General features: G+C 60.8%; 17 protein-coding genes. 10 read left to right on the plus strand and 7 right to left on the minus strand.

The window, feature by feature from the left end; translation table 11 throughout:
- Positions 1 to 178: 178 nt before the first annotated feature.
- Entirely contained in the window at positions 179 to 1,591 is a 1,413-nt protein-coding gene (locus GSM73_RS07345) for an aspartate aminotransferase family protein (protein ID WP_160891973.1), read from the plus strand.
- A gap of 84 nt (positions 1,592 to 1,675) precedes the next feature.
- A complete protein-coding gene (locus GSM73_RS07350) occupies positions 1,676 to 1,903 on the plus strand; it encodes an MbtH family protein (RefSeq protein ID WP_047227138.1) in 228 nt (75 codons plus the stop codon).
- Positions 1,904 to 2,042: 139 nt separating this feature from the next.
- Here GSM73_RS07350 and GSM73_RS07355 read toward each other — a convergent pair whose 3' ends face one another.
- On the minus strand, positions 2,043 to 2,861 hold the full coding sequence (locus tag GSM73_RS07355) for a pyruvate, water dikinase regulatory protein (RefSeq protein WP_003199510.1): 819 nt from the start codon (positions 2,859 to 2,861) through the stop codon (positions 2,043 to 2,045).
- A gap of 179 nt (positions 2,862 to 3,040) precedes the next feature.
- On the opposite strand from GSM73_RS07355, the gene ppsA reads away from it, so the two are divergent.
- The 8 genes from ppsA (at position 3,041) to GSM73_RS07395 (ending at position 11,164) form a co-directional block, all read left to right on the plus strand.
- Positions 3,041 to 5,416, plus strand: coding sequence for a phosphoenolpyruvate synthase (gene ppsA, locus GSM73_RS07360; protein ID WP_160891975.1), 2,376 nt, complete (start codon positions 3,041 to 3,043; stop codon positions 5,414 to 5,416).
- Positions 5,417 to 5,574: 158 nt separating this feature from the next.
- The gene (locus GSM73_RS07365) at positions 5,575 to 6,564 is read left to right on the plus strand and encodes an alpha/beta fold hydrolase (protein WP_047227141.1); all 990 of its coding nucleotides are present in this window, start codon (positions 5,575 to 5,577) and stop codon (positions 6,562 to 6,564) included.
- Between the two features lie 127 nt (positions 6,565 to 6,691).
- Positions 6,692 to 7,183, plus strand: a complete 492-nt coding sequence (gene rraA / locus GSM73_RS07370; protein ID WP_047227142.1) for a ribonuclease E activity regulator RraA — start codon at positions 6,692 to 6,694, stop codon at positions 7,181 to 7,183.
- Positions 7,184 to 7,208: 25 nt separating this feature from the next.
- Entirely contained in the window at positions 7,209 to 8,204 is a 996-nt protein-coding gene (locus GSM73_RS07375; protein WP_047227143.1) for a zinc transporter ZntB, read from the plus strand.
- Positions 8,205 to 8,267: 63 nt separating this feature from the next.
- Positions 8,268 to 8,513, plus strand: a complete 246-nt coding sequence (locus GSM73_RS07380; RefSeq protein WP_014337331.1) for a hypothetical protein — start codon at positions 8,268 to 8,270, stop codon at positions 8,511 to 8,513.
- A gap of 2 nt (positions 8,514 to 8,515) precedes the next feature.
- Positions 8,516 to 9,340, plus strand: a complete 825-nt coding sequence (locus GSM73_RS07385; RefSeq protein WP_047227144.1) for a mechanosensitive ion channel domain-containing protein — start codon at positions 8,516 to 8,518, stop codon at positions 9,338 to 9,340.
- 91 nt (positions 9,341 to 9,431) lie between these two features.
- On the plus strand, positions 9,432 to 10,022 hold the full coding sequence (sigX, locus tag GSM73_RS07390; RefSeq protein WP_042729583.1) for an RNA polymerase sigma factor SigX: 591 nt from the start codon (positions 9,432 to 9,434) through the stop codon (positions 10,020 to 10,022).
- A gap of 107 nt (positions 10,023 to 10,129) precedes the next feature.
- Positions 10,130 to 11,164, plus strand: a complete 1,035-nt coding sequence (locus tag GSM73_RS07395; protein WP_076385661.1) for an OmpA family protein — start codon at positions 10,130 to 10,132, stop codon at positions 11,162 to 11,164.
- 203 nt (positions 11,165 to 11,367) lie between these two features.
- Here GSM73_RS07395 and cobA read toward each other — a convergent pair whose 3' ends face one another.
- From cobA to GSM73_RS07425, 6 genes are all read right to left on the minus strand, one after another.
- A complete protein-coding gene (cobA, locus tag GSM73_RS07400; protein WP_047227146.1) occupies positions 11,368 to 12,123 on the minus strand; it encodes a uroporphyrinogen-III C-methyltransferase in 756 nt (251 codons plus the stop codon).
- Between the two features lie 10 nt (positions 12,124 to 12,133).
- Positions 12,134 to 14,851: a nitrate reductase gene (locus tag GSM73_RS07405; protein WP_107322191.1), complete on the minus strand. Its 2,718-nt coding sequence runs from the start codon at positions 14,849 to 14,851 to the stop codon at positions 12,134 to 12,136.
- On the minus strand, positions 14,851 to 15,168 hold the full coding sequence (gene nirD / locus GSM73_RS07410; protein WP_047227148.1) for a nitrite reductase small subunit NirD: 318 nt from the start codon (positions 15,166 to 15,168) through the stop codon (positions 14,851 to 14,853). The genes GSM73_RS07405 and nirD overlap by 1 nt, the downstream gene beginning before the upstream one ends.
- Complete coding sequence (gene nirB / locus GSM73_RS07415; RefSeq protein ID WP_160891977.1) at positions 15,165 to 17,618, minus strand: nitrite reductase large subunit NirB; 2,454 nt, start codon at positions 17,616 to 17,618, stop codon at positions 15,165 to 15,167. Before nirB ends, nirD begins: the two co-directional genes overlap by 4 nt.
- Before the next feature lie 426 nt (positions 17,619 to 18,044).
- Entirely contained in the window at positions 18,045 to 19,715 is a 1,671-nt protein-coding gene (locus tag GSM73_RS07420; RefSeq protein WP_160891979.1) for a bifunctional protein-serine/threonine kinase/phosphatase, read from the minus strand.
- A gap of 9 nt (positions 19,716 to 19,724) precedes the next feature.
- Complete coding sequence (locus GSM73_RS07425) at positions 19,725 to 20,936, minus strand: NarK/NasA family nitrate transporter (RefSeq protein ID WP_047227151.1); 1,212 nt, start codon at positions 20,934 to 20,936, stop codon at positions 19,725 to 19,727.
- Between the last annotated feature and the right edge of the window lie 105 nt (positions 20,937 to 21,041).

Here is a 21,041-nt window from a genome sequence, read left to right on the forward strand (position 1 = left end):
GCCATTGCCATGCACAAGCCACTGGTCGAGCCTGCGGGGGAAAGTTCGATTCCAGAGTAAATCCTTGCCGCGCCGGTGCGTTTCCACAACAGGAAACCTGCACGTGCGCCCCGACCGGATGCGCACCTGCCCGGTGTGCCATTTGGGTCACTACTACAGTGTATTGCGGGGTCGAGAGATGTCAGTCGCCAATAGTCTTATCGAAGCACAGCCGGCGCGGGTCAGTTGCGCGCCGACCGAGACGCTCTACCAATTCAACGAGTCGCCGCTGCTGGCCCGCCAGAGCCGGCAGGAGTCCAATGCCCGCAGCTATCCACGGCGCATTCCCTTGGCCCTCAAGCGCGCCAGGGGTTTGTATGTCGAGGACGTCGAGGGTCGCACTTTCATCGACTGTCTGGCCGGGGCCGGCACCCTGGCCCTGGGGCATAACCATCCGGTGGTGATCGAGGCGATCCAGCAGGTGCTGAGCGATGAGTTGCCTTTGCATACCCTGGACCTGACCACGCCGGTCAAGGATCGCTTCGTTCAGGACCTGTTCGGCCTGTTGCCGGCGGACCTTGCCGCCGAGGCGAAGATCCAGTTCTGCGGCCCCACCGGCACTGATGCGGTGGAAGCCGCTCTCAAACTGGTGCGCACGGCCACCGGGCGCAGCACCGTGCTGTCGTTTCAGGGCGGTTATCACGGCATGAGCCAGGGGGCGCTGAGCCTGATGGGCAGCCTGGGACCGAAGAAACCCTTGGGCGCCTTGCTCGGCAACGGCGTGCAATTCATGCCTTACCCCTACGATTACCGCTGTCCGTTCGGTTTGGGCGGTGCCTCGGGGGTGAAGGCCAATCTGCATTATCTGGAAAACCTGCTGACCGACCCCGAGGCCGGCGTGCAATTGCCGGCGGCGGTGATCGTAGAGGTGGTGCAGGGCGAGGGCGGGGTCATACCGGCCGATCTGGATTGGTTGCGCGGGTTGCGGCGCATCACCGAGCAGGCGGGCGTGGCGTTGATTGTCGACGAGATCCAGAGTGGTTTTGGCCGCACCGGTAAAATGTTCGCGTTCGAACACGCCGGCATCATTCCAGATGTGGTGGTGCTGTCCAAGGCCATCGGCGGCAGCCTGCCGCTGGCGGTGGTGGTTTATCGCGACTGGCTCGATACCTGGCTGCCGGGAGCCCATGCCGGGACCTTCCGTGGCAATCAAATGGCCATGGCTGCCGGTTCCGCGGTGATGCGCTATCTGGTGGAACACAACCTGCCGGCCCACGCCAGCGCCATGGGCGATCGCTTGAGCGAACACCTGCACGTCCTGCAGCGGGATTTTGCGCAACTGGGCGATATCCGTGGTCGCGGGCTGATGCTCGGCGTCGAACTGGTTGACCCGGCCGGAACGCCGGATGCCTTGGGCCATCCGCCGGTAGATGCGCGCCTGGCGCCACGGTTGCAACGTGAATGCCTCAAACGTGGGTTGATCCTGGAGTTGGGTGGCCGGCAGGGCGGCGTGGTGCGTTTCCTGCCGCCGCTGACCATCACAGCGACGGAGATCGACCGGGTTGCCGAGATTTTCGGACGCGCCTTGAAGGCTGCCGTTGCCCAAGCCTAATTTTCACCCGGCTCCAAACGTTCCTTTCATACCCTGGCTGCGCATGCGCCGCAGTGAACCTCGAGCAAAGATGGAGAGACACCCATGACTTCAGTATTCGACCGCGAGGACATCGTCTTTCAGGTCGTGGTCAACCACGAAGAACAGTATTCGATCTGGCCTGAGTACAAAGCCATCCCCGAAGGTTGGCGTGCGGTTGGCAAAAGCGGCTTCAAAAAGGACTGCCTGGCCTACATCGAAGAAGTCTGGACCGACATGCGTCCCTTGAGCCTGCGCAAGAAAATGGATGAGCAGGTGGCTGTGGTTCACTGACTGCAGAGCATGTAAGAACGCCTCAACCCCTGTGGGAGCGAGCCTGCTCGCGATAGCGGTGGATCAGCGACATTAATGTTGGCTGGCACTCCGCTATCGCGAGCAGGCTCGCTCCCACAGGGTTTTGTGTTGTTGCGGGTTACTTGAACCGCCGCTCCACCCCTTTCTCCACCAGGATCTTCGCCGAAATCTCCTCCACGGAAAAATGCGTGGAGTTGATGTGGGGAATGTTCTCCCGCCGGAACAGGTTTTCTACCTCGCGCACTTCGAATTCGCACTGGGCGTAGCTCGAATAGCGGCTGTTGGGCTTGCGCTCGTTGCGGATCGCGGTGAGGCGATCCGGATCGATGGTCAGGCCGAACAGCTTGTGCTGGTGGGCGCGCAGGGCGCTGGGCAGTTGCAGGCGCTCCATGTCGTCCTCGGTCAGCGGATAGTTGGCCGCGCGGATACCAAATTGCATCGCCATGTACAGGCACGTCGGCGTCTTACCACAGCGCGACACACCCACTAGGATCAAATCGGCCTTGTCGTAATAATGCGTACGGGCGCCATCATCGTTGTCCAGGGCGAAGTTGACCGCCTCGATGCGTTCCATGTAGTTGGAGTTATGACCAATGGAATGGGACTTGCCGACCGAGTAGGACGAATGCTCGCTCAGCTCCTGCTCCAGAGGCGCCAGGAAGGTGGAAAAAATGTCGATCATGAAACCATTGGACGTTGCGAGAATCTCACGGATGTCCTGATTGACGATGGTATCGAAGATAATCGGGCGGAAACCGTCGGTTTCGGCGGCTTTATTGATTTGCTGTACCATGGCCCGCGCCTTGTCGACACTGTCGATGTACGGACGTATGAATTTGGCGAAGGTAATGTTTTCGAATTGCGCCAACAGGCTTTGGCCCAGTGTTTCGGCTGTAATGCCGGTGCCGTCGGAGATAAAGAAAGCAGATCGTTTCATTTGCGCCTTGGGCCCTAGTGAGCTAGTGACGATTCTTGGATATGATAGGCGCGATTTGCCGGCCGCCAGTGGCCCGCATTCTCACTTATTTTCCAGGTCCAGGCCATATCGCCGGTATTTGCTCCCCTGGAGCCACCGGTGCCTTGAGCTTTTCCAACACAGTTAGTGGAGAGATCACCTTGGTAGAGTACGTAGTTTCCCTCGATAAGCTCGGCGTCCATGATGTAGAGCATGTGGGGGGCAAGAACGCATCCCTGGGCGAGATGATCAGTAACCTCGCCGGTGCCGGCGTATCGGTGCCAGGTGGCTTCGCCACGACGGCTCAGGCTTATCGTGACTTTCTGGAACTGAGCGGCCTGAACAAACAGATCCACGACGCGCTCGATGCCCTGGACGTCGATGACGTCAGCGCCTTGGCCAAGACCGGCGCCCAGATCCGCCAATGGATCATGGAAGCCGAGTTTCCCGAGAAGCTGAACGCCGAAATTCGCACCGCCTTCGCCAAACTGTCCGAAGGCAATCCCGACGTTGCCGTCGCCGTGCGCTCCTCGGCCACCGCCGAAGACCTGCCGGATGCCTCCTTCGCCGGCCAGCAGGAAACCTTCCTGAATATCCGTGGCGTGGAAAACGTCATCCGTGCCGCCAAGGAAGTCTTCGCTTCCCTTTTCAATGACCGTGCCATTTCCTACCGTGTGCATCAGGGCTTCGACCACAAACTGGTCGCCCTGTCTGCCGGTGTTCAGCGCATGGTCCGCTCCGAAACCGGCACCGCCGGGGTAATGTTCACCCTCGACACCGAGTCGGGTTTCCGTGACGTGGTGTTCATCACTGGCGCCTACGGCCTGGGTGAAACCGTCGTACAAGGCGCGGTGAACCCGGATGAGTTCTATGTCCATAAAGGCACACTGGAAGCCGGTCGTCCGGCCATCCTGCGCCGTAACCTGGGCAGCAAGGCCATCAAAATGATTTACGGCGACGAAGCCAAGGCCGGTCGTTCGGTCAAGACCGTCGACGTGGACAAGGCCGAGCGCGCGCGCTTCTGCCTGAGCGACGCCGAAGTCAGCGAGCTGGCCAAGCAGGCGATGATCATCGAGAAGCACTACAAGTGCCCGATGGACATCGAATGGGCCAAGGACGGTGACGACGGCAAGCTGTATATCGTGCAGGCCCGTCCGGAAACCGTGAAGAGCCGTACCCAGGCCAATGTCATGGAGCGCTATCTGCTCAAGGAAACCGGCACCGTGCTGGTGGAAGGCCGTGCCATCGGCCAGCGCATCGGCGCCGGCAAGGTGCGGATCATCAAGGACGTCTCGGAGATGGATAAGGTCCAGGCCGGCGATGTGCTGGTTTCCGACATGACCGACCCGGATTGGGAACCGGTGATGAAGCGCGCCAGCGCCATCGTCACCAACCGCGGCGGACGTACCTGCCACGCGGCGATCATCGCCCGTGAACTGGGCATTCCGGCTGTGGTCGGTTGCGGCAACGCCACTCAGTTGCTCAAGGACGGCCAGGGCGTCACCGTGTCCTGCGCCGAAGGCGATACCGGCTATATCTTCGAAGGCGAACTGGGCTTCGACATCAAGAAGAACTCCGTGGACGCCATGCCGGACCTGCCGTTCAAGATCATGATGAACGTCGGCAACCCGGATCGCGCCTTCGACTTCGCGCAACTGCCGAACGCGGGTGTGGGCCTGGCCCGCCTGGAATTCATCATCAACCGCATGATTGGCGTGCACCCCAAGGCGTTGCTGAACTACGACGGCTTGCCGCCGGAGATCAAGGACAGCGTCGACAAGCGCATTGCCGGTTACAACGATCCGGTCGGTTTCTACGTCGAGAAACTGGTGGAGGGCATCAGCACCCTGGCGGCTGCGTTCTGGCCGAAAAAGGTCATCGTGCGCCTGTCGGACTTCAAGTCCAACGAATACGCCAACCTGATTGGCGGCAAGCTCTACGAGCCGGAAGAAGAAAACCCGATGCTGGGCTTCCGAGGCGCTTCGCGTTACATCAGCGAATCGTTCCGTGACTGCTTCGAACTCGAGTGCCGCGCCCTCAAGCGTGTGCGCAACGAGATGGGCCTGACCAACGTCGAGATCATGGTGCCGTTCGTGCGCACCCTGGGCGAAGCGAGCCAGGTTGTCGACCTGTTGGCGGAAAACGGCCTGGCCCGTGGTGACAACGGCCTGCGCGTGATCATGATGTGCGAGCTGCCGTCCAACGCGATCCTCGCTGAAGAATTCCTTGAATTCTTCGACGGTTTCTCCATCGGCTCCAACGACCTGACCCAGCTGACCCTGGGCCTGGACCGTGACTCCGGCATCATCGCGCACCTGTTCGACGAGCGGAACCCGGCGGTCAAGAAGCTGCTGGCCAATGCCATTGCCGCCTGCAACAAGGCCGGCAAGTACATCGGCATCTGCGGTCAGGGCCCTTCGGATCACCCGGACCTGGCCAAGTGGCTGATGGAGCAGGGCATCGAAAGCGTTTCGTTGAACCCCGACTCCGTACTGGAGACCTGGTTCTTCCTGGCTGAAGGTCAGGCTGCGGTCTGATCGAGTGAAGGGGCCTCACCGGTGATGTAAGCCGGGTAACCTTTGTGGGAGCGAGCTTGCTCGCGATAGCGGAGTGTCAGCCAAGATTATTTTTGCTGATCCACCGCAATCGCGAGCAAGCTCGCTCCCACAGTCGTCTTTTTTTGTGCAAGAGCATTATGCAAAGCAGCAGCAACCTTTTTCCTGTCGCCCTGATCAGCGCCGAGCGGCGTGGTGATCTGAGCGAAGACGTCTATCGTCTGAAGCCCGGCAACAGCCCGGACTACAGCGTTGAACTGGCCGTCACCCGACTGGGCATGGCCGACGGCAGCGAGGTTCGCGGCGTTCCCGTGATCCTGCTGCACGGCAGTTTTTCCAACCGGCGCTTCTGGTATTCGCCCAAGGGCCTGGGACTGGGGGCCTATCTTGCGCGGCTGGGCTTTGACGTGTGGATTCCCGAAATGCGCGGTCATGGCCTGTCCCAGCGCAATCACGACTACCGCAAGAACCGCGTGGCCGATTACGCTCGTTACGACCTGCCGGCCATCGGTGCCTTCGTGCGTGAGCAGAGCGGGCAGGTGCCACACTGGATCGGCCACTCTTTGGGCGGCATCACCCTGGCGGCGGCGTTGGGCGGTCACTATCTGGGCGAGCCGGCGGTGGCTTCGGCGGCGTTTTTTGGCACCCAGGTCAGCCGCACCTATTGGCCGCTGAAGATCCCGCCGGTGGAATGGAGCGGACGTTTCATTCTCAAGCGTTTTGCCCAGTTGTCCGGTTCGCGGCTCAAGCGCGGCCCGGAGGACGAGCCCATCGGCCTGGCGCTGGAGAGCATGCGCTGGTATGGCCTGTTCGGGCGTTTTGGTGATGCGCAGAAGAACTGGTGGGCGGGGCTGGCCGATGTGCAGGTGCCGATACTGGCGGTGAGCGCGGCCGGCGACCAGCAGGATCCGACCTGGGCTTGCCGCAAACTCTTCGAGCAGGTCGGCTCTGCGCACAAGCAGTTTGTCTGCCTGGGTCGGGAGCAGGGCTTTACCGACGATTTCGGCCATGTCGAGATGCTGGTCAGCAAAGCGGCCCATGCTGAGGTCTGGCCGCTGGTGGCGCGTTGGCTGGCAGATCAGCATGCACCGCTACTGGCGGATCCATCCAGGCTGGCCGAAGCGGTTTGAAGCGAAGGCTCTGACAAGGGCATTTCGCTCTTGTCGGCTTGCGGCTAAGATATGACGCGATACGCGGTTCCGGTCACAAACGGTTGCTCACTCAGCCTGACGTTCCAGCCTTTACAGGAGTTGTTCAATGAACCATTACCTCACGCCCGACCTGTGCGACGCCTACCCGGAGTTGGTGCAAGTGTTGGAGCCGATGTTCAGCAATTTCGGTGGCCGCGATTCCTTCGGCGGCGAAATCGTGACCATCAAGTGCTTCGAGGACAACTCCCTGGTCAAGGAGCAGGTGGAACTCAAGGGCAACGGCAAAGTGTTGGTGGTCGATGGCGGCGGCTCACTGCGCCGGGCATTGCTGGGTGACATGCTGGCCGAAAAAGCCGCGAAAAACGGCTGGGAAGGGCTGGTGATTTACGGTTGCATCCGCGACGTCGACGTCATTGCCCAGACAGACCTTGGTGTCCAGGCCCTGGCCAGCCATCCGATGAAAACCGACAAGCGGGGCATCGGCGATCTCAATGTCGCGGTGACCTTTGCCGGCGTGACGTTTCGTCCAGGCGAGTATGTCTATGCGGACAACAACGGCGTGATTGTGTCGCCCAGCCCGCTGAAAATGCCTGAATGAAGCGTCAAAGCCATAAGGGATGAGGATGTTCGAGGAAGAAAACGCGCAATGGGGGCTGGTGCATGCCCTGGTGCTGGACGGTAATGGTGGCGCGCGTTCGATAGCCCGGACAGAACTCGACGATTTGCAGTTACAGGCCCACGAAAGCTTGTGGCTGCACTGGGATCGCAGTCATCCGCAAACCCACACCTGGCTGCGCAAGTCCAGTGGCCTGAGCGAATTCAACTGCGACCTGCTGCTGGAGGAGAACACCCGGCCGCGCCTGTTGCCGCTGCCCAACGCCGAACTGCTGCTGTTTCTGCGCGGCGTCAACCTCAATCCGGGCGCAGAACCGGAGGACATGGTGTCGGTGCGGATCTTCGCGTCCCCCCAGCGAGTGATCTCCCTGCGCCTGCGTCCGTTGCGCGCCACCGATGAACTGTTGACGCAACTGGCCGAGGGCGAGGGGCCAAGGACTGCGTCGGAACTCATCCTTTATATGGCGCAGTACCTGACCAACAAGGTGCAGGATCTGGTCACCCAGCTCTCGGAAATCGTCGATAGCGAAGAAGAAAAGATTGATACCGACGAACGGTATACCCCCGAGCATGATGCCATTTTGCACATTCGCAGAAGGGCGGCCGGGCTGAAGCGGTTCCTGGCCCCCCAGCGGGATATTTTCGGCCAGATGACACGGCTCAAACTGCCGTGGTTTGTCGAGGATGATGGCGATTACTGGAATGAATTGAACAACAGCCTGACCCGCTACCTCGAAGAGCTGGAATTGACCCGAGAGCGCGTGGGGCTTGTGCTGGAGGCCGAGGACCGGCGTCTGTCGGTGCGTATGAATCGCACCATGTACCGCTTCGGCATCATCACCGGGATTTTTCTGCCGATGAGTTTTCTCACCGGTCTTTTGGGCATCAACGTCGGCGGTATTCCGTTCTCCGAAAGCCCTTATGGCTTCCTGGTTGCATGCCTGTTGATGGTCGGCGTGGCCCTCGGTCAGTGGTGGCTGTTCCGCCGTTTGCGCTGGGTTTGACGGGGCGCCATGTGACCTGCCGAAATTTGATCGCGTCTTTCACAGACATCACGAGAGGTGCGTATGCACGATCCGTTTGAACAGTCTTTGCGCGACATGCTCAAGGCTTCGCCGTCCAGCCGGGACGACGATGCATGCCTGGGACGTGTACTGAAAACCGCCAACCGCCAGGTTGGCGCCGGCGATCTGTTCAGCCTGCTGGGCCGCTGGTTGCCCGCGCTGATGATCGCCCTGAATAACGGGTCGGCCCACGTTTCGCCGGTTTCCCGTCGTAAACCTGTTACTCGCACCGCTGATAAGGCTGATTGAATATGGAACTTGATCTCTGGACCCAGAGCCTCGTCACGGCAATGACCGCGTTGTGGACCAAGGTGGCTAATTTCATCCCCAACCTCTTCGGCGCCCTGGTGGTGCTGTTGTTGGGGTTCGTGGTGGCCAAGCTGCTGGACACCCTGCTTTCAAAACTGCTCGCCAAATTGGGGCTCGACCGCCTGATGGGCGGCACCGGCCTGACCAAGCTGCTGTCGCGCGGTGGCATTCAGGTTCCGATCTCGACCTTGGTCGGCAAGATCGTCTACTGGTTCGTTCTGCTGATTTTCCTGGTTTCTGCCGCTGAATCCCTGGGCCTTGAGCGAGTTTCAGCTACGCTCGATATGCTTGCGCTGTATTTGCCGAAGGTTTTCGGTGCCGCGCTGGTATTGCTGGTGGGCGTTCTGCTGGCGCAATTGGCCAACGGGCTGGTGCGCGGCGCGGCCGAAGGTGTCGGGCTTGACTACGCCCAGGGCTTGGGGCGAATTGCCCAGGGCCTGGTGATCATCATCAGTATTTCGGTCGCGATCAGCCAGTTGGAGGTCAAGACTGACCTGCTCAACCATGTGATCGTCATCGTATTGATTACCGTTGGTCTGGCGGTTGCGCTGGCAATGGGGTTGGGAAGCCGGGAAATCGCCGGCCAGATTCTTGCGGGAATCTATGTGCGTGAATTGTATGAGGTTGGGCAACAAGTGCGTGTTGGCGAGGTCGAAGGCCAGATCGAAGAGATCGGCACGGTGAAGACCACATTGCTGACCGAGGAGGGTGAATTGGTATCGCTCTCCAATCGGATCCTACTGGAACAGCATGTGAGTAGCCGCTAACCCGGCAAACCCTGCTAATGTATGCCGCCGCAAAATGCCCGTTAACGCAGGCTGCGGCGCACATTGACCTAGACTGTCGGCCCGACTTGTTTTGAACAAACCCCAATCGCTATCCACGCGCTACGACCCCCGTGATCTCTCCGATGAGGAGTTGGTCGCGCGCGCGCATACGGAACTTTTCCACGTAACGCGTGCTTACGAAGAATTGATGCGCCGTTACCAGAGAACATTATTTAACGTTTGTGCGCGTTATCTGGGGAACGATCGTGATGCTGACGATGTCTGTCAGGAGGTGATGTTGAAGGTGCTGTATGGCCTGAAGAACTTCGAGGGGAAATCGAAGTTCAAGACATGGCTCTATAGCATCACGTACAACGAATGCATCACGCAGTACCGCAAGGAACGGCGAAAGCGTCGCTTGATGGATGCTTTGAGCCTGGATCCTCTGGAGGAAGCGTCTGAAGAAAAGGCGCCCAAACCAGAGGAAAAGGGTGGGCTGGATCGCTGGCTTGTCCATGTGAACCCGATCGACCGGGAAATTCTGGTGCTACGATTTGTCGCAGAGCTGGAATTCCAAGAGATCGCAGACATAATGCACATGGGGTTGAGCGCGACAAAAATGCGTTACAAGCGCGCTCTTGATAAATTGCGTGAGAAATTTGCGGGTATTGCTGAAACTTAGTTCGGCGCAAATATCTCTTACGTGTAGGCAAGTTCTGATAGACTTGTCGCCGAGTTGTCCCCCGGTTTGCGGGACTGCTTTACAATCACCAGATGGGGATTTAACGGATGAAACTGAAAAACACCTTGGGCTTTGCCATTGGTTCTTTGATTGCTGCCACTTCGTTCGGCGCTCTGGCACAAGGCCAAGGCGCAGTTGAAATCGAAGGCTTCGCCAAGAAAGAAATGTTCGACAGCGCTCGCGACTTCAAGAACAACGGCAACCTGTTCGGCGGCTCGATTGGTTACTTCCTGACCGACGACGTAGAACTGCGTCTGGCCTACGACGAAGTGCACAACGCACGTGCCGAAGACGGTCGTAACATCAAGGGCTCCAACACCGCTCTGGACGCTCTGTACCACTTCAACAACCCAGGCGACATGCTGCGTCCTTACGTATCGGCTGGTTTCTCCGATCAGAGCATCGGTCAGAACGGCCGTAGCGGTCGCAACGGCTCCACCTTCGCCAACGTTGGCGGCGGTGCCAAGCTGTACTTCACTGACAACTTCTACGCCCGTGCCGGCGTTGAAGCTCAGTACAACATCGACCAGGGCGACACCGAGTGGGCTCCAAGCGTCGGTATCGGTGTGAACTTCGGTGGCGGCTCCAAGCCTGCTGCTGCTCCAGTTCCAGCTCCGGCTGAAGTCTGCTCCGACAGCGACAACGATGGCGTGTGCGACAACGTCGACAAGTGCCCTGACACCCCAGCCAACGTAACCGTTGACGCTGATGGCTGCCCAGCTGTTGCTGAAGTCGTACGTGTTGAGCTGGACGTCAAGTTCGACTTCGACAAGTCGGTCGTTAAAGAAAACAGCTACGGCGACATCAAGAACCTGGCTGATTTCATGAAGCAGTACCCATCCACCACCACTACTGTTGAAGGTCACACTGACTCCGTCGGTCCTGACGCTTACAACCAGGCTCTGTCCGAGCGTCGTGCAAACGCCGTTAAGCAAGTCCTGACCAACCAGTACGGTGTTGAATCGTCCCGCGTTCAGTCTGTTGGCTACGGCGAATCCCGCCCAGTTGCCGACAACGCTACTGACGCTGGCCGTGCTGTTAACCGTCGCGTAGAAGCGCAGGTTGAAGCCGAAGCTAAGTAATTAGCCCACAGCTTTGGAAAAGCCCGGCTTAGGCCGGGCTTTTCTTTGCCTGCGATTTATGAAAATCAGGGGCGGGGCTGGAGAAACACAAAAAACTGTGGGAGCGAGCCTGCTCGCGATGGCGGTGTGTCAGTCAGCATCAATGTTGCTGATCCACCGCCATCGCGAGCAGGCTCGCTCCCACAGGTTTGCTGGTGTCTGTGCTATAGCGCCGAAGCCTGGACCCAGGCCGGTTGCGCGCCTGCCAGCTCAGCAGCTCTGGCCACCTCGCCAATCACCAGGATCGCCGGGCTCTTGAGTTGAAATGCGCCTGCATCGGCCTCCATCGAGGTCAGGTCACTGCGACAGTCGCGCTGATGGGGCAGAGAGGCATTTTCAATCATCGCCACCGGCGTGTCCGCCGCCAGGCCTCCGGCCAGCAGTTGCTCGCGGATCTCGCTCAGTTTCGCCACCCCCATGTACACCACCAAGGTGGTCCCGCTTTGTGCCAAGGCTTGCCAGTTCAGGCTGCTACCGTCCTGGGTGTGGGCGGTGACCAGCGTTACGCCCCGGGCAATCCCACGCAGCGTCAGCGGAATATCACATTGCGTCGCACCCGCGAGGCCGGCCGTAATGCCATTGACCAGTTCCACTTCGACGCCATGCTCGCGCAGCCACTGCGCCTCTTCGCCGCCCCGGCCGAAGATGCACGGGTCGCCGCCCTTGAGGCGTACCACGCATTTGCCCTGACGGGCATAACGCAGCATCAGCCGATGGATAAAAGCCTGTGGCGTGGAACGGCATCCGCCGCGCTTGCCGACGGCGATGATCCGCGCGCCAGGGCAGTGCTCCAGCACTGCATCGTTGACCAGATCGTCGATCAACACCACGTCGGCTTCGCCCAAGGCGCGCACGGCTTTGAGGGTCAGCAATTCAGGGTCGCCAGGACCTGCACCCACCAGCCAGACTTTTGCGTTCATAGTGTTTTCCTCACGAGACAGCGGCCACCGGTTGCGCGGTGGCAACCAGCAGGCGTTTGATTTCCGGTACACAGGAGCCGCATTGCGTGCCGCAGCCCAGTTCCTGTTTCAGCCCCTGCAAGTCCAGGCCACGTTCAATGCCGGCGCAGATCGCACGCTGGCTGACGTTCATGCAGTTGCACAGTGTTTTGCTGCCGCCAACGGCGGCGCCGGCATTGCCTGGTGGGGCGCTCAAAGGCGCCAGCAGCCAGCGCCGCAACTGCTCATCGGCGCGGCCTTCCAGCCAGAGGTTTTGCAGCCAGTGGCGGGCCAGGGTTTCGCCGGCCAGGCGAATGGCGGTGATGCGACCGTTCTCGATTCGCACCCGTTTACCGATGGAACGACGCGGGTCGTCATAGGCCAGTACCGGCCCTTCGATCAGCCCCAATTGCTCGTCGATCGCCTGCAGCAACTGCGGTTCGGGGGCGACGGCGCTGGCCGCGCGAATCAGCAACGCGGGACGTTCGCGCCCAGTCAGGCTCAGGCTGACGTAGGCAAACGCCTCACACAGTGGTCGCAAAGTCTCCAAGTGCTGTTGAACATCGCCTTCGACCAGGGCGAAAAGCTGCCAGGGCAGGTTCACCGGTTCCAGGCGCACGCCGCTGTGTTTGAGTTCCGGCTGTTTTGACAGGGGGTCGAAGGCCGGTTGAGTCAGGGTATTGACCCCACCCTTGAGAAAGCGATCGCCCCAGTGCATAGGCAGAAACGCCTGCCCGGGGCGCACGCTGTCGTCGCTGTCCACCGCCACGATCACGGCGCCACGACGGCTCTTGAGGCTGACCAGGTCACCGGCTTGCAGGCGATGGCGAAGCAGTTCGTCAGGGTGCAGGCTGAGCACGGCTTCGTTCACATGACCGAACAATTGCGCGGCGGTGCCGGTGCGGCTCATGCCATGCCATTGGTCCCGCAGGCGACCCGTGTTGAGGGTCAATGGGTAGCGGGCGTCGCGCAACTCTTTGGCGGCGCGATACGGTTCTGCGACAAACCGCGCGCGGCCATTGTCGGTAGGAAAAATCCCGTCCAGATACAGGCGCGGTGTTCCGCTGCTGGCGCCTTGCGGGAAGGGCCATTGCTGAGGACCGAGTTGATCGATCAGGGCATGGCTGATACCGGACAAGTCCAGGTCGCGGCCACGGGTCAGTTGCTTGTATTCATCGAACAACTGGGCCGGGGTTTCAAAGGCGAACAGGCTGGGTTGACCCGGGCGCAGGCGTTTCTCCAGGCGTTGGGCGAAATCCACGGTAATTGCCCAGTCCGGCCGTGCCTCACCCGGTGCGGCAATCGCCCGGCGGACGTGGGAAATACGCCGTTCGGAGTTGGTCACCGACCCTTCTTTCTCGCCCCAACTGGCCGCTGGCAGCAGCAGGTCGGCAAACGCGGCGGTTTCGGTGGTCCGGAAGGCCTCTTGCAGCACCACGAATGGACAGGCTTGCAGGGCTTCCCGGACCGCCGTCTGGTCAGGCATCGACTGCGCGGGGTTGGTGCAGGCAATCCACAGTGCCTTGATCTTGCCACTGCGAACCTGTTCGAACAGTTCGATGGCGCTCAAACCCGTGGTCGCGGGCAATTGTTCAACACCCCAGTAGCGGGCGACTTCGGCGCGATGTTCGGCGTTGGCGGCGTCGCGATGACCCGGCAGCAGGTTCGACAAGCTACCGGTTTCCCGACCGCCCATGGCATTGGGCTGACCGGTCAGCGAGAAGGGCCCGGCGCCCGGCCGGCCGATTTGGCCGGTGGCCAGGTGCAGGTTGATCAACGCGCTGTTCTTCGCACTGCCGGCGGTGGACTGATTCAAGCCCATGCACCACAACGACAGGAAGCTGGGCGACGTGCCGACCCATTCGGCGCACTGGTGCAGTTGCTCGACGCTGATGCCGCAGATCTGGGCGACCATGGCCGGGGTGTAGTCGCGCACCAGGTTCTTGAGGTCCGCCAGGCCTTCGGTGTGGGCCTTGATGAAGCCGCGGTCGACCCAGTCTTCCCACAACAACAGGTGCAAAATCCCATGGAACAAGGCGACATCGGTGCCCGGCAGGATCGCCAGATGCAGGTCGGCAAGGTCGCAGGTGTCGGTACGCCGTGGGTCGATGACGATGATTTTCATCTGTGGTCGGCGGGACTTGGCGTCCTCGAGGCGGCGAAACAGGATCGGATGGGCGTAGGCCATGTTACTGCCGACAATCATCACACAGTCGCTCAGCTCCAGGTCTTCATAGCTGCAGGGCGGGGCGTCGGCACCGAGGCTGCGCTTGTAACCCACCACCGCCGAGGACATGCACAGCCGGGAATTGCTGTCGATGTTGTTGGTGCCCACCAGTGCCCGGGCGAGTTTGTTGAAGGCGTAGTAGTCCTCGGTCAGCAGTTGCCCGGAGATGTAGAACGCCACGCTGTCGGGGCCGTGTTCGGCGATGGTATCGGCGAAGATGCTGGCCGCGTGATCCAGCGCGCTGTCCCAATCGGTGCGGGCGCGGGACAGGCCCTTGCCCAGGCGCAGTTCGGGATATAAGGCGCGCGCGGCGAGGTCGCCGGTCAGGTGCAGGGTCGAACCTTTGCTGCACAGTTTGCCGAAGTTGGCCGGGTGGGCGGGATCGCCACTGACGCCGAGGATACGCTCGTCGTCATGTTCGATCAGCACGCCGCAACCGACCCCGCAATAACAGCAGGTCGAGGCGGTGGTTTGACGGCTCATCAGCTTGCTTCCCGCAATGCCAGCATCACCCGGCCGTTTTCGACCCGCGCCGCATGATGATGAGCGCAACCCACATCCGGGGCCTGGGCCTGGCCGGTTTCCAGGTCGATCTGCCAGTTGTGCAGCGGGCAGGCCACGCGCTTGCCATAGATCAACCCCTGGGACAGCGGGCCACCCTTGTGCGGGCAGCGGTCATCGAGTGCGAAAACCTCATCGTCGCTGGTACGAAAAATCGCGATATCGCCTTTCGGGCCATTGATGATGCGCGAGCCCAGGGCGTTGATCTCTTCCAGTGCGCAGATATCCAGCCAGTTCATGCCGGTACCTCCAGGTTTTTCACGGTGATGACTTCAAACTCTTTCTTCAGCTGGGGCTGTTCCAGGCGTTCTTTCCATGGGTCCTGTTCCAACGACAGGGAGAACTTCAGGCGGTCATGCAAGGCTTTGCGTCGTTGCGGATCTTCAAGTACCGCTTTCTTGATGTGCTCCATGCCGACCCGTTGCATGTAGTGCACGGTGCGTTCGAGGTAGAAGGCTTCTTCGCGGTACAACTGCAGGAATGCGCCGTTGTATTCGCGCACTTCTTCGGCGGTCTTGAGTTTGACGAAGAATTCGGCGACCTCAGTCTTGATCCCGCCGTTACCGCCGATGTACATCTCCCAGCCGGAATCGACGCCGATAATGCCGACATCTTTGATGCCCGCTTCCGAGCAGTTGCGGGGGCAACCGGAAACGGCCAGCTTCACTTTGTGGGGCGACCACATGTTGAAGAGGTCGTGCTCCAGCTCGATTCCCAATTGGGTGGAGTTCTGCGTGCCAAAACGGCAGAATTCGCTGCCTACGCAGGTTTTTACGGTGCGGATGGATTTGCCATAAGCGTGGCCGGACGGCATGTCCAGGTCTTTCCAGACTCCGGGTAGATCCTGCTTTTTGATCCCTAGCAAGTCGATACGCTGGCCGCCGGTGACCTTGACCATCGGCACGTTGTATTTGTCGGCCACATCGGCAATGCGCCGCAACTCAGACGGATTGGTCACGCCACCCCACATCCGCGGGACGACGGAGTAAGTGCCATCTTTCTGGATGTTGGCGTGGGCACGCTCGTTGATCAGGCGCGACTGCGGATCGTCGTGCGCTTCGCCGGGCCAGGTGGAAATCAGGTAGTAGTTGAGCGCCGGGCGGCAGGTGGCGCAGCCGTTCGGGGTGCGCCAGTTCAGGTAGCTCATGGTTGCGGCGATGGTCAGCAGATGCTGGTCGCGGATCGCCTGGCGAATCTGCCCATGGTTGAGATCGCTGCAACCGCAGATGGCTTTTTCGCTTTTCGGTTTGACGTCCGCCGCGCCGCCCACGGTGTTGATCAGGATCTGCTCCACCAAACCGGCGCAGGAGCCACAGGAACTGGCGGCCTTGGTGTGTTTTTTTACGTCATCGACGCTGAACAGCCCATGCTCCTGGATCGCCTTGACAATGGTGCCCTTGCACACGCCGTTGCAGCCGCAGACTTCGGCGGTGTCGGCCATGTTCATGGCTTTGTCCTGGCCCTGATGTCCTACGTCTCCCAGGGCGTTTTCCCCAAACATCAGGTGATCGCGGATCTCGCTGATGGTGTGGTTCTCACGGATCTGACGGAAATACCAGCCACCGTCTGCCGTATCGCCGTACAGACAGGCGCCGACCAGCACGTCATCCTTGATCACCAGTTTTTTGTAGACGCCACCAATCGGGTCGGAAAGGGTGATGGTCTCGGTGCCTTCGCCGCCCATGAAGTCTCCGGCGGAGAACAGGTCGATGCCGGTGACTTTGAGTTTGGTCGAGGTCACTGACCCCTTGTAGGTGGCGAAGCCCAGTTGCGCGAGGTGGTTGGCACAGACCTTGGCTTGCTCGAACAGCGGTGCCACCAGGCCGTAGGCGGTTCCACGGTGGCTGGCGCATTCACCGATGGCATAGATGCGCGGGTCGTAGGTTTGCATCGTGTCGTTGACCAGAATCCCGCGGTTGCAAGGGATGCCGGACTTTTCCGCCAGTTCGGTATTGGGGCGGATACCGGCGGCCATCACCACCAGATCGGCCGGGATGATGTCACCGTTCTTGAATTGCACCGAGCCGACCCGGCCATTGCCGGCGTCGTGCAGGGCTTGCGTTTGTTCGCTCAGGCGGAATTTCAGCCCGCGATTTTCCAGGGCGGTTTGCAGCAACTGACCGCTGGTCTTGTCCAGCTGCCGCTCCAGCAGCCATTCACCCAGGTGCACCACTGTCACGTCCATGCCCCGCAGTTTCAAGCCGTTGGCGGCTTCCAGGCCGAGCAGCCCGCCGCCGATCACCACGGCGTGTTTGTGGGTCTTGGCGGTGTTGATCATCGCCTGGGTGTCGGCGATGTCGCGGTAGCCAATGACGCCCTCCAGGGTGTTGCCGGGAATCGGCAGGATGAATGGCGTGGAGCCTGTGGCGATCAGCAGACGGTCGTATTCGGCTTCGCTGCCGTCCTCGGCGATGACCCGGCGCTTGACTCGGTCGATCTCCACGACCTTGCGGTTGAGCAGCAGCTTGATGTTGTTGTCCAGGTACCAGCTCAGGTCGTTGAGCACGATCTCTTCAAACGTCTGCTCGCCGGCGAGCACGGGCGAGAGCAGGATGCGGTTGTAGTTGGTATGAGGCTCGGCGCCGAACACCGTGATGTCGTATAGCTCATTGCTCAGCTTGAGCAGTTCTTCGAGGGTTCGAACCCCGGCCATGCCGTTGCCGATCATCACCAGTTTGAGTTTCTTCATCAGGGTTCTCCACAAGCTCAGGCCCGGTTCATCACGGTGCTCGGACTGGCTCGATACTTTTACGAAAACAAAAAAAGGCGTCCCGCTAGTTGCCTAGCGAGGACGCCTTTGTCCTTGTCCCGTTCTCTCGGGAAGCACCGCCCTCATCGTTGGAGGCGTTGCTTTATGTATGGTGAGAGAGGTTATGCAGTGGTTGTGCCAACTGGCTTGAGGGCGCGGATTTATTGGAGGGGAGGCGGGTTGCACGGATGGGAGCGGGATTTATTGCACCGAATCAAAGCGTGTTGCCCGGTAATGGAGCGTCCCGCAGGCGCAGTTGCAGGGACCATCAGGCCGCCATCGCGAGCAGGCTCGCTCCCACATTGGATCTGCGGTGGACACAAAACCTGTGGGAGCGAGCCTGCTCGCGATAGACGCGACTGGGTTTCAGCCATGAAACGCTAAATACAGCAGCACCAGATTCACCACCAAAGACACCAGCGCCAATGTGCGCCAGACCTTCAGCGGCTCCCTTTCCAGTAGCGGCCGAGGCCTGACGCTCAAGCTGCGCCGTTCACCCTGTTCCAGCAGTAACAGCCATTCCTCGGCGGTTTCAAACCGTTGCCCAGGATCCGCCGCCACGGCACGCTCCAGGCTTTGCCCAAGCCATTCGGCCAGGTCCGGTCGATAGCGATGGGCACTGACCGGTATGCCAAAGCGCGGTCGCTGGAACGCCTCGATTTCGCCGTAGGGATAGTGTCCGGTGAGCAGGAAATACAAAGTCACGCCGACCGCATACAAGTCTTGTTGCGCCGTCGGCGGCGCACCCCCGAAGGCTTCCGGGGCGATATAGCTGGGCGTGCCGGGCAGCACGTTGGCTTGGTCTTCGGACAATCCCGGGCAGTACGCCAGGCCGAAATCCAGCAAGCGCAGTTCCCCATCCTCGCCCAGGTGCAGGTTCTCCGGCTTGATATCGCGGTGAAAGATCTGTCTTCGATGCAACAGGCCCACCGCGTGCACCAGCCGCTGCGCCAGGTCCTGCCACTGGGGCAGAGGCAACGGGCCGCCCTGGTTGAACAGCTCGGCCAGGGTCTTGCCCGAATATTCCCGCATGACGTAGTACAAATGCTGACGCTGGGCAACACCGTGGACTTCCGGAAACTGCCTCCCGGCGACCCGCCTGAGGAACCACTCTTCCGACAGCAACGACTGCCCGGCCTGAGTATCGTCCCGTAGATGCCCCGGCAAGGTTTTCAGCAACCACGGTTGGCCCTGGCCATCGTGTACCCGGTAGAGCAACGATTGCTGGCTCTGGCCGAGCAGGCTTTCGATCTGCCAGCCCTCGAACACTTGCCCCGGTTTCAATGCCGGGGGAAGGGGCCATTGCTGCAACTGGGCCAGCGCATCGCCAATGCTCGCTTCGCCCACCGCATCGACCCGCACCAGCAGTGCGCTGGCGTTGTCCTGGCTGCCGGCCAGGTGCGCAGCGTTGACCAGGGTTTGCGCGGCAATGTCCAGGTCCGGCTGGTCGCGAAGGATACCGGCGATGGCCGTGTCCCCCAGAACCGCCCAGACGCCATCGCTGAGCAGTACGAAGGTCTCGTCGGTGCGCAGTTCTCCATCGAGGAAGTCCAGGATCAGGTGCTGATCCAGCCCCAGGGCACGCTTGAGCACGTGCTGCATGCCCTGTTGTTCCCAGACGTGATCCTCACTGACCCGCTGCAGATGATTGTCGTGCCAGCGGTAGACCCGGCAATCGCCCACGTGGGCCAGGGTGAAGCGCCGGCCCCGAAGGACCAGCGCGCTGACGGTGGTGAGCAGCGGTTGCCCGCCCCCGTTGGCTTGCAGCCAGCGATTCTGGGCCAGTAACAGCCGGTCCAGCGCTTGGGCCACACCCCAGGTTTGCGGCGTGGAATAGTAGTCCAGGGCCAGGGCCTGCAAGGTCGAACGGGCGGCCAGCCCGCCATCGGCGCATTGGCTCACACCGTCGGCGATGGCGAACAGGTACCCCTTGCTCGCGGCCAGGGCCGGCGCCGGGGTCACCAGGCGCAGGGCGTCCTGGTTTTCTTCCCGAGGGCCAATGGCACTGGCTTCGGCAAAACTCAGTTGCAGGCTCATGGAAGCTATTTATACCCGAGCCGCGGTGACAGCGGCCGAACCCCAGGTGGTCCTCCAGCGACGCTTGACGCCGTACAGGCCGAACCAGGCCAGGACGCCGAGGCTGGCGAACAACCACAGTGCCAGTTGATAGCTGCCGGTGCTTTGCTTGATCGCGCCCATGCCTGCCGCCAGGGCGAAACCGCCGATGCCGCCGGCCATGCCGATCAATCCGGTCATCACGCCGATCTCGCGACGGAAGCGTTGTGGCACCAGTTGGAATACCGCGCCGTTGCCCGCACCCAAACCGAGCATGGTGCAGACGAACAGGGCCAGGGCCGCGTAGGAGCTTGGCAGGTTGAAGCCCACTGCCGCGATGCAGACAGCGGCCACGGTGTACATGCCCAACAGGGTGCGAATGCCACCGAAACGATCCGCCAGGGCGCCGCCCAGTGGACGCATCAGGCTGCCCCCGAAGACGCAAGCGGCGGTGTAGTAACCGGCGGTCACCGGGCTCAGGCCGTACTGGTCGTTGAAGTAGCCGGGCAGTGCGCTGGCCAGGCCGATGAAGCCGCCGAAGGTCACACTGTAGAAGAACATGAACCACCAGCTGTCCCGGTCGCCCAGGGCCTTGAGGTAGTCGCCCATGGATTTGGCTTTTGGCCGCTCGGGAGCGTTCTTGGCCAGCCAGGCGAAGAGGATCAGGGTCACGATCAGCGGGATCAGCGCGAAACCGAACACGTTGCTCCAGCCGAATGCCACTGCCATTACCGGTGCGATCAGCGCAGCCAGTACGGTGCCCGAGTTACCAGCGCCGGCAATGCCCATGGCCTTGCCCTGGTGCTGTGGCGGATACCACTGGGAGGCTAGCGGCAGGGCCACGGCGAATGACGCACCGGCCACGCCCAGGAACAGCCCCAGCAGCAAGGCTTGTTCGTAGCTGTGGATGCCCAGTTTCCAGGCACAGAACAGTGCACCGATCACAATCACCTGACCGACCATACCGGCGGTTTTCGGTGAAATCCGGTCGGCCAGCAGGCCCATGAACAAGCGCAGTACGGCACCGGCCAGGATCGGCGTAGCCACCATCAGGCCGCGTTGCTGGGTGGTCAGGTGCAGGTCGGCAGAGATCTGCACCGCCAGTGGACCGAGCAGGTACCAGACCATGAAACTCAGGTCGAAATAGAGGAAGGCCGCGAACAGTGTCGGGGTGTGGCCGGATTTCCAGAAGCTTGAATTCATCGCGCACCTCAGCTGTAAAAGTCTCGAGAAATGAGTCAGTGCCTTGAAGCAGTGCGCCGCCTGTGGCTGCACCACCGACCCCGGACTGTGGGATCAAAACAAAAA

This window comes from Pseudomonas sp. PICF6, from assembly GCF_009831705.1.
Taxonomy (GTDB): Bacteria; Pseudomonadota; Gammaproteobacteria; order Pseudomonadales; family Pseudomonadaceae; genus Aquipseudomonas; species Aquipseudomonas rhizophila.

Coding starts and splice junctions, on each gene's coding strand:
- GSM73_RS07345 (WP_160891973.1), top strand. CDS start 179: ATGTCAGTCGCCAATAGTCTTATCGAAGCACAGCCGGCGCGGGTCAGT.
- GSM73_RS07350 (WP_047227138.1), top strand. CDS start 1,676: ATGACTTCAGTATTCGACCGCGAGGACATCGTCTTTCAGGTCGTGGTC.
- GSM73_RS07355 (WP_003199510.1), bottom strand. CDS start 2,861: ATGAAACGATCTGCTTTCTTTATCTCCGACGGCACCGGCATTACAGCC.
- GSM73_RS07365 (WP_047227141.1), top strand. CDS start 5,575: ATGCAAAGCAGCAGCAACCTTTTTCCTGTCGCCCTGATCAGCGCCGAG.
- rraA (WP_047227142.1), top strand. CDS start 6,692: ATGAACCATTACCTCACGCCCGACCTGTGCGACGCCTACCCGGAGTTG.
- GSM73_RS07375 (WP_047227143.1), top strand. CDS start 7,209: ATGTTCGAGGAAGAAAACGCGCAATGGGGGCTGGTGCATGCCCTGGTG.
- GSM73_RS07380 (WP_014337331.1), top strand. CDS start 8,268: ATGCACGATCCGTTTGAACAGTCTTTGCGCGACATGCTCAAGGCTTCG.
- GSM73_RS07385 (WP_047227144.1), top strand. CDS start 8,516: ATGGAACTTGATCTCTGGACCCAGAGCCTCGTCACGGCAATGACCGCG.
- GSM73_RS07395 (WP_076385661.1), top strand. CDS start 10,130: ATGAAACTGAAAAACACCTTGGGCTTTGCCATTGGTTCTTTGATTGCT.
- cobA (WP_047227146.1), bottom strand. CDS start 12,123: ATGAACGCAAAAGTCTGGCTGGTGGGTGCAGGTCCTGGCGACCCTGAA.
- GSM73_RS07405 (WP_107322191.1), bottom strand. CDS start 14,851: ATGAGCCGTCAAACCACCGCCTCGACCTGCTGTTATTGCGGGGTCGGT.
- nirD (WP_047227148.1), bottom strand. CDS start 15,168: ATGAACTGGCTGGATATCTGCGCACTGGAAGAGATCAACGCCCTGGGC.
- nirB (WP_160891977.1), bottom strand. CDS start 17,618: ATGAAGAAACTCAAACTGGTGATGATCGGCAACGGCATGGCCGGGGTT.
- GSM73_RS07420 (WP_160891979.1), bottom strand. CDS start 19,715: ATGAGCCTGCAACTGAGTTTTGCCGAAGCCAGTGCCATTGGCCCTCGG.
- GSM73_RS07425 (WP_047227151.1), bottom strand. CDS start 20,936: ATGAATTCAAGCTTCTGGAAATCCGGCCACACCCCGACACTGTTCGCG.